This window comes from Micromonospora deserti, from assembly GCF_003236335.1.
In the GTDB taxonomy this organism is placed as follows: domain Bacteria; phylum Actinomycetota; class Actinomycetes; order Mycobacteriales; family Micromonosporaceae; genus Micromonospora; species Micromonospora deserti.
Genome location: NZ_POUB01000297.1, coordinates 1 through 7,024 on the forward strand (window position 1 = coordinate 1; position 7,024 = coordinate 7,024).

The 7,024-nt window shown below is 70.9% G+C and carries 12 protein-coding genes; 3 read left to right on the top strand and 9 right to left on the bottom strand.

The window, feature by feature from the left end:
• Both C1I99_RS27350 and C1I99_RS33485 read left to right on the top strand, forming a co-directional pair.
• Window positions 1–347 (top strand): DUF6907 domain-containing protein (locus C1I99_RS27350; RefSeq protein ID WP_233512745.1); only part of this gene is annotated, 347 nt, incomplete at its 5' end.
• Between the two features lie 164 nt (window positions 348–511).
• The gene (locus C1I99_RS33485) at window positions 512–679 is read left to right on the top strand and encodes a hypothetical protein (protein WP_199562410.1); all 168 of its coding nucleotides are present in this window, start codon (window positions 512–514) and stop codon (window positions 677–679) included.
• A 62-nt stretch (window positions 680–741) separates the two neighbouring features.
• On the opposite strand, the gene C1I99_RS27355 is transcribed toward C1I99_RS33485, so the two are convergent.
• From C1I99_RS27355 to C1I99_RS27375, 5 genes are all read right to left on the bottom strand, one after another.
• Complete coding sequence (locus tag C1I99_RS27355; RefSeq protein ID WP_199562411.1) at window positions 742–1,407, bottom strand: hypothetical protein; 666 nt, start codon at window positions 1,405–1,407, stop codon at window positions 742–744.
• 197 nt (window positions 1,408–1,604) lie between these two features.
• Window positions 1,605–2,000 (bottom strand): hypothetical protein, encoded by a 396-nt coding sequence (locus C1I99_RS27360; RefSeq protein ID WP_111137094.1) that lies wholly within the window; start codon window positions 1,998–2,000, stop codon window positions 1,605–1,607.
• Entirely contained in the window at window positions 1,997–2,662 is a 666-nt protein-coding gene (locus C1I99_RS27365) for a hypothetical protein (RefSeq protein WP_111137095.1), read from the bottom strand. The genes C1I99_RS27360 and C1I99_RS27365 overlap by 4 nt, the downstream gene beginning before the upstream one ends.
• Window positions 2,662–3,078, bottom strand: coding sequence for a hypothetical protein (locus C1I99_RS27370; protein ID WP_111137096.1), 417 nt, complete (start codon window positions 3,076–3,078; stop codon window positions 2,662–2,664). Before C1I99_RS27370 ends, C1I99_RS27365 begins: the two co-directional genes overlap by 1 nt.
• A gap of 25 nt (window positions 3,079–3,103) precedes the next feature.
• On the bottom strand, window positions 3,104–3,436 hold the full coding sequence (locus C1I99_RS27375) for a hypothetical protein (RefSeq protein WP_111137097.1): 333 nt from the start codon (window positions 3,434–3,436) through the stop codon (window positions 3,104–3,106).
• Window positions 3,437–3,502: 66 nt separating this feature from the next.
• On the opposite strand from C1I99_RS27375, the gene C1I99_RS32940 reads away from it, so the two are divergent.
• Complete coding sequence (locus tag C1I99_RS32940) at window positions 3,503–3,919, top strand: hypothetical protein (protein ID WP_158554111.1); 417 nt, start codon at window positions 3,503–3,505, stop codon at window positions 3,917–3,919.
• 74 nt (window positions 3,920–3,993) lie between these two features.
• Here the strand turns inward: C1I99_RS32940 and C1I99_RS27385 are convergent, their stop codons facing one another.
• From C1I99_RS27385 to C1I99_RS27400, 4 genes are all read right to left on the bottom strand, one after another.
• The gene (locus C1I99_RS27385; protein ID WP_111137098.1) at window positions 3,994–4,614 is read right to left on the bottom strand and encodes a hypothetical protein; all 621 of its coding nucleotides are present in this window, start codon (window positions 4,612–4,614) and stop codon (window positions 3,994–3,996) included.
• A 1-nt stretch (window position 4,615) separates the two neighbouring features.
• Window positions 4,616–5,602, bottom strand: a complete 987-nt coding sequence (locus C1I99_RS27390) for a DUF932 domain-containing protein (RefSeq protein WP_111137099.1) — start codon at window positions 5,600–5,602, stop codon at window positions 4,616–4,618.
• A gap of 175 nt (window positions 5,603–5,777) precedes the next feature.
• Window positions 5,778–6,353, bottom strand: coding sequence for a hypothetical protein (locus C1I99_RS34265; RefSeq protein WP_233512746.1), 576 nt, complete (start codon window positions 6,351–6,353; stop codon window positions 5,778–5,780).
• Window positions 6,350–7,024: hypothetical protein (locus tag C1I99_RS27400; protein ID WP_233512747.1), on the bottom strand; the 675-nt coding region annotated here is incomplete at its 5' end. The genes C1I99_RS34265 and C1I99_RS27400, both read right to left, overlap by 4 nt.

The following is a 7,024-nucleotide window of genomic DNA, read 5'->3' on the forward strand; positions in this document are numbered from 1 at the left end:
ACCCGCAACACTGCCCGCCCTGGTGCATCGACTGCCGCTACGACGACGCGGACCCTTTCTCACCCCGAGCGCTCCTGCACCGAGGCGCGGCCGACATCGTTCACGCCTACGACGAGGCGTGCCTCCTGGTCGAGACACAGGTGCGGGTCGCGTACTGGGACAAAGCCCCGGACTGGATCGGCACCGACCCGGCCAACCTCGAACGCCCCTACGTCGAGATCAGCGGCCCCACCGAAGACGACCTGCACCTGAGTCTGACACCGGAGCACGCTCGCGCCCTCGCCGCCGCCCTGCTCCGCGCCGCCGACACCGCCGACGCGGCCATTCAGGGCGGCACCCCGCAGTGACACACAGCAAACGCGAGCGGCGGCGTTCCCCCCTCGAACAGAGCCGGCAGTCGTAACCCTGGCCTGGCACCGGCGGTGGTCTTGATCGCGCCGTCGAGGTCGGCGTGGATAGGCACGGCTGCCCGAACGGGCACCACGCCGAACGCTGCCAGAAGGGATCACAGATGACCGACGGAACGCCCGGCCTCCGTACGATCGAGGTCGCTGACGATGTGTACGACGTGCTGAAGCGCACCGCCGACAGCCGAGACACCGACATCAACGGCGCGCTGCGCTACCTGATCGAGGTTCCGACGCCTCGGACTGCCGCCGAGGACGACGACGAAGACTGAACCGCTCGTACGACAGGTGCCGCCGAGGCCGGGCTGACCCGACTCGGCGGCACCTGTCGTACTCAGGCCGTTTGCCCGGAAGAGGTACCGCTTACCGCGTACGCGGCGGCAAGCAGTCGCTGCGCCGTGCGCTCAGTGATGCCGAGCTGCTGAGCCAGCGCGACACCGAGGCCGCGCCGGTCACGCCCGGCGCGGTCGGCCTCGGTCAGGAGCGCGATGGCGGCGGAAAGCCGGGAGTCGTCGGCGTACGGGTGCGGCTTACGGGCACCGGTCGTGCCGGGGGTGCGGCCGGTGGACTGCCGGCCCGTACGGGCATCGGCCACGGCCCACACGGTGCGCCGGAACCACAGTCGGCGCAGTCGCCCGTCCGGTAACACCTCGACGCGGTCGGGACGGTCGAGCAGGGTGTCGGGCAGGTTGCGGTACGAGCCGTAGCCGAGGACCCTCGCCGCCGCGCCAGAGCCGATGAGGTCTTCAGAGTCGCCGCGGCGGTCGACCCTCGTCAGCTCGGCGCGCTTCGCGACCTGGTGCGCGGCGTGGAATGCCTCGATGTCGTCGAGCCAGAACCACTCCCGCCCGTCGTGCAAGAAGCCTTCGGGGAAGCCGAACCGGGCGCGGTGGCGATGCCAGTGGTTGACCGTGGAGTACGCCGCACCGGTGTGCGCGGCGACTCCGGCCCGGTCGAGGGCGGGCCGTCCGTCGATCACGTGTCGTGCCACACCGTTCATCCTCCCCCGGGTGCTTCGTGGCCTGCGCCGTGCGGTCGAGGCGAGGCGGGCAGGGCGCGCGGTCGTAGGATCGGCGGTACGCCTGGCTCGGGCAGAAGCGGTCGTGTGGTCCGCAGGTTGGCCTGCAGCGGGGCGAGGTGGCCGGTCGGGATTTGCACGCACCCTCGGGTGTGCCCGCCGGCCACCGACCCGCCTCGTTACGACGGCGGACGCAGCACCCGCCACGCCGCCTGCGCCATCAGGTGTATCGGTAGTGCGGCGAGTTTCGCCTGGGTGGCGGGTTTGATCGCGTCATAGACGGTCAGGATCGCGGCGGCGGTGGTCGCGTCCACCACCACCCCGCCGATCTTGCGGAAGTTGCCGCGCTTCGCCTCCCGCAACAGCTCGATGACGCAGGGGTCGCCTGCTGTGGCGTCGTCGGGGAGGGCGTCGATGTCGGCCAGTCCTTCGCAGTCGGGGCAGGTGACGAGGTGCGGGTCCTCGGTAACGCGGCTCAACGGCACGTCGGCTGCGCCACACACCGGCCCGATCCGACGGCGGGCCTTCGCGTGAGTGAGGGCGGGCCACCCGTGCCGCCCCGTGGTGTCGGTCATGGTGCCTCCCCCGCCGGGTGGGTCCAGATGCCGAGCGGGTGGCCAGGGGCGATCCGGCCTCGTCCGGGGGCAAGGGTGTCGAACACGTCGGCGTACCGTTCGTGGAGCTGGCCCCGGGTGCGCATGAGGTGTTTGCCTCGGGTGAGCTTCGCGGGCAGGGACTCGACCACCCGGCCGATCAGCCCATACAGGTCCCGGGCCTCGATGAAGTCGGCGCATCCGTCGCAGGCCGACCAGCCTTCGCCCCACGCCTGGGTGAAGGCGTGCTCGGTGTCGGTGCGGCGTACCTGTGCCGCGTGGTGCTGAGACTGGTAGTCGCCTACGGCGATGACCTGTGCGGTGACTCGGCGGGCGTCGGTGATCTGGTTGGCGCACCGGTAGATCCAGGCGGCGTCGGGTGCGGAGCAGAAGTCGCACTCGATGATCGGGTCAGAGATCTCGGTGATGGGTGCGGGCTCGGGGCGGTGGTCGCTGCGCTGGCCGCGCTGCTCGGCCGCGTGCAGGTACTCGACGATGATGCCCAGGTTGTTGAAGCGGATGTTGAGCGCGCGACGGCAGCGGCGGCAGTAGAGCGACTCCGGGACCGGCGCCGTGCTCACGTCGAGCGCTGCCGCCTCGGGGAGTCGGGCGGATTCCTCGGGGTGCGGGGAGTGCGGTGGCATTACTGGTCGCCTCCGTCCTGGTTGCGGGTGAGCGGCCGGGTGGGATTGGCGGGGTTGAGGGTCAGTCCGAGGCGCAGGCTCGCGAGGTCGATCAGCCGCCGCAGCAGGCTCGCCGTTCCGGTGCTGAGGTCGGCGTCGTAGTTGTGGGCGATGCGGCAGGCGTCGCGTACCGCCTCGGCCGCCGTGGTGAGTGCGACCTCCAGGGCGGCGCGGTCGTCGGCCCGGGTGGCTCGCCTGACGTTCGCGGCCGGGTAGGTGCGCTCGTCGCCGTTGGGGAATCGGAGGGTGTAGCGGCGGGCGTGGGTGGTGTGCGGGGTGGAATAGCGGACATCGGTGACGGTGCCGAGGCGGTACTCGACCGGGTCGGTCGGCTTGATCACCCGGGCGGTGTCGCCGTACTCCAGGGACCGGTACATCACAACTCCGTTCAAGGGGTGAGGGCTAGCTGGTGGGGTGGTCGAGTTCGCCGCTGCCGTTGACCTCGAACGCGATGAGACGGTCGTCGGTTTCGGTGGTGTCGGCGTGCAGGTAAAGGTCACTGGCGCGGCGTTTGACGCCGATGGAGACGCCGTGCACGTCGAGCACCACGTAGGCGGTGCGGTCTCCGGGCTCGCCGGGGTAGACGCGCAGGTTGAGCCGGGTCAGTGCCTCGGCGCACGCTGGGTCGACCGGGCCGAGCAGGGCCAGCGCGTCCGCGAGCTGTTGGCCGTTGACGGTGCGTTGTCCATCGCCGAGGCCGTTGGTGTTCTCCGACGGGTCGATCCCGCTCGTCATGCCTGCCTCTCCTCGTCGCTGGCCGGCTCGTCGCCGGTGGCCGGGTGTGGTGGGAAGGCAGGGAGGATGCTGGTGAGGGTGCCGCCGGTCTGCTCGTCGGTGATGGCGGCGCAGGCGATAAGGGCAGCTCCGGCGGCGAGGGCCTGGGCCGGGGTGTACCCGCACGCGGACGACGCGGGTGCCGTCGAGGGTGGTGGCGCGGACCTCGACGCGGCCTCGCTGCCAGGTGGCCACGGGAAGCTCGGTGTCCGGTACGGCGGTCATCGTCCCGCGCAGTGCCTCCCGCAGCGCGGCGCGCAGGTGCTCGCGTCGGCGAGCGGCGATCCCTTGCCAGTCCGACGCCTTCTTCGTGTGCGCCGTGTGGTCGTCTCCGGCGGAGGAGGCCGCCCGGGCGTGGAATCGTTCGGCGTTGCCGGTCGCCTGGGCGAACTCGGCAGCGAGGTCGAACAGTCGTTCTGGGTTCATGCGGATACTCCGTGGTGAGTCAGAGGGGGCGTCGCCCGGTGTGCCGCGCGATCCCGGGTCGGACCGTGACCGCGCGGCACACCGGGCGACGGTCAGGAACGGGCGACCGGCGGGCCGGCGGCACCGTCCGGGATGGCCTGCCGACCGGTGACCCCGGTAGGGGCGAACGGAGGTGCGGCCTTCACGTGCGGCAGGCCGGGTTCGAGCTTCTGACCGATTCGGTCGAGCACGATCGCCCCGTTGGCGGTCAGGTGCGCGCCCACGGCGAGGGCCTGCGCGCCGGTGAGCAGCACGACGAGGCGGCGGGCCGAGGTGTCGTGCACGTGCAGCTCGACGTGGCCGTTGCTCAGCGGCCGGACCGGCATGAACCGCTCGACCTGCGCCGCGCCGGGTAGTCCCGCGCGGATCGCCTTGACCAGTGCCCGCCAACGCTCGTCGACGAGTGCGTCGAATCGGGCGGCGCGTTCGGTCAGGGTGGCGTGTTCGGCGTGGCTGGTGGAGTGTTCGGCCAGCGCGCGGGCGACCTCAGCCCGCGCGAACTGGGCGCACACCTCGTTGGCCAGCGCGATCACGGCCGAGTCGGTGGGCACCGAGGCGGGCGGTGGCGCGACGACCGGCTCGGTACGGACTTTCGCCGTGCCGGTGGCGCTGTGCGCCCCGGTGGCAGGACCGCGCTGGGTCTTCTTTCTGCGGCGGAACCATGGCCAGCGCATCTCAGACCGCCAGCAGCTCGAACGCGCGGGCCTTGAGGTCCGCTCCGGCACCGGTCAGCGCCCGGCTCGCCCGGACGAGGTCGGTCTTGGCGGGAGCGAAGTGGTCGACGTACTCGGTGATGGCCTGGTATCCGGCCCACCGGGTGCCCTTGATCGCCTTCTGCGTGTCCGCGTCCCGGATCAAGTACCGCAACGTGTTCGTGCGTTGCTTCGCGTTGTTGCGCGCCGTGTCGGAGGCGTCGTCCGCGAGGGGCCACACCTGCGCGACGATCTTCTCGAACTCGCCCATGGTCAGCGACTCGTTGATCATCTTCTCGGCTTCGGCCTCGAAGGCGTCGAACGCCTTCCACATCAGCCCGAGGGCCTGCCGCGCCTCGGCGATCTTGCTGGTCACGTTCGAGGTGTGCCGGAACGTGTACGAGCTACGCGAGCGCTGGTAGGCGAGGGCTTGGGTGTTCGCGCACACGATCCGTACCGGGGTCGCGTCCAGGCGAAGTGCGGCGGTGCCATCGTGCGAGGTGGTGGCCGCGAGGTACAGGTCCATGTCGTCCACCCCGGCAATGCGCATCGCGGTGGGCAGCTTCATGGTGACGAACACCGATCGGCCCTTACGCATGGAGCCGGCGGTCTCGAAGTGGGCGCCGGAGGCGTCGACCAGGAGGTTGAGGGTCTCGGCGACCTGCTCGTTCTGCACCACCGAGTAGTCCTCGCCGACCACGCCGAGGTACTCGGTCTCGCCGGTGGCCGGGTTGGTGCGTACGGTCATGTACTTGTCGGGGCAGTCGACCTTCGTCACCCCGCGTTCGGTGACCTCGATGCCCTGAAGGGCGATCTTGCGGACTTCCCAGCCGCCGAGCCAGGCCTTGCTCATGACCTCCTGGGCGGTCATGCAGGCGTCGGTGACGGTGCCGAGCTGGTGCCAGGCAGTCAGCCGTGCGGAGGCAAAGGCCGTTTGGCCGTTGGCGAGGGATTCGAGTTCGTGTGCCACGGTGGCACCCCTTCCCGGTCGTGTGGTGTTCGGTTGGGCGGCACAGTCAGGGGATTGCAACCCCCGACCGTGCCGTCACAAACAATGTTTCCTACCTCTATCCGCCGATCAAGATGATCGGTTCGAGTCGATGAAGGTTTCTGCGGCGAATCTGACGCCCACCGCCGGGCGCGGCCTACCGGGTGTCGGTGGCCGGGCGTAACCGCCCGTCCGGCCCGTACAGGTACGCGCGGACGGTTTTGAACGGGGCCGGTAGGTACACGGTGAACCCGTGTTCGGGGATGAACCGGGTCTGGTAGGTGCGGGTGATGCCCAACAGGTACCGGTCGGGTTTGTCGCCGTGCGACCCCGGCGGGATGATGCCCGCCCCCGGACGGTCGGCACGGGCGCGGCGGTGCCGACCGAGCGCCAGATGCGGGCACAGCGACAGGGCGGCGGCGGTCATGCACTCGGGGTGCCCCGGCGGGTCCGCGTAGCGCATCAACTCAGCCGCGCGCGGTCCGCCGAGGAACGCCACCCAGTAGCCCATGGGCTCACCGCACAGCGAGCACCTCCGTTCGACCGCGAGGCGGGTCGAGACGGTGGTGTTGATCGTGGTGAAGTCCACGTGCGACCCGTCGCCGGTCGGGTCGGGGTGGATGTTGACCGGCGGGATGGGTAAGCCGCGCCGCGCGTCGTGAGGACGCGCGGCCAGCGAGGGCGGGATGTCGGGCCGGTTGGCGGCCGGGCCGGTAGCCGATGGGCCGGTCACGAGGCACCGGCCGCACGGGTGGACCGGGCATCAGTCACAGTGACGTGCGGTAGCTGTGACCGCAACACGGCGTGCGCCTGTTCCCATTGCGCCTCGGTCAGGGGCAGGGTGACCGGTTCGAGGTTCGCGGCGGTCATCGTCACGGCCATGATGTCGGCCTCTTCCGCCGAGTCGAACACGGCCACCATGTCGCCCCCGGCAACCATGTAGACGCGGGGGTCATCGGCGGGCCGGGGCACCGGGGCGGTACGGCGGTGTTCGGCCAGCCACCGGCCGACCACCTCGGCCGGGTCGCCGGTCAGGGTGCCGGTGTCGTAGCCCTCGCCATCGAGCCACGCGAGGTGATCGGTGACGGTCCAATCAGGATGGATGAGCCACGATTGCCGTACGGCCTGCCACATGGTCAGGCGTGCCGGAGCGCCGATCGGGTCCGCCGGTTGCGAGCCGTTCGGGCCGGGCACCGGGCATAGCGGGGTGCCGTCGTGGTGGGACGTGGCCGGGCGCGAGGCGAACCCGTCGAGGGGCCAGTCACGCGGCGGCATGGCCCGGGCGGGTTCCCCGCATTCGGGGCAGCGCAGCGACCCCGGCGCGTGCGTCGGGCCGTGGGCGGCGTGGTGGTGGTTGGGGTAGCCGTGGGGGGTGGTCATGGTCTGTTCCTTCCGTGGCGCTGG

Coding starts and splice junctions, on each gene's coding strand:
- C1I99_RS33485 (WP_199562410.1), top strand. CDS start 512: ATGACCGACGGAACGCCCGGCCTCCGTACGATCGAGGTCGCTGACGAT.
- C1I99_RS27355 (WP_199562411.1), bottom strand. CDS start 1,407: ATGAACGGTGTGGCACGACACGTGATCGACGGACGGCCCGCCCTCGAC.
- C1I99_RS27360 (WP_111137094.1), bottom strand. CDS start 2,000: ATGACCGACACCACGGGGCGGCACGGGTGGCCCGCCCTCACTCACGCG.
- C1I99_RS27365 (WP_111137095.1), bottom strand. CDS start 2,662: ATGCCACCGCACTCCCCGCACCCCGAGGAATCCGCCCGACTCCCCGAG.
- C1I99_RS27370 (WP_111137096.1), bottom strand. CDS start 3,078: ATGTACCGGTCCCTGGAGTACGGCGACACCGCCCGGGTGATCAAGCCG.
- C1I99_RS27375 (WP_111137097.1), bottom strand. CDS start 3,436: ATGACGAGCGGGATCGACCCGTCGGAGAACACCAACGGCCTCGGCGAT.
- C1I99_RS32940 (WP_158554111.1), top strand. CDS start 3,503: ATGCTGGTGAGGGTGCCGCCGGTCTGCTCGTCGGTGATGGCGGCGCAG.
- C1I99_RS27385 (WP_111137098.1), bottom strand. CDS start 4,614: ATGCGCTGGCCATGGTTCCGCCGCAGAAAGAAGACCCAGCGCGGTCCT.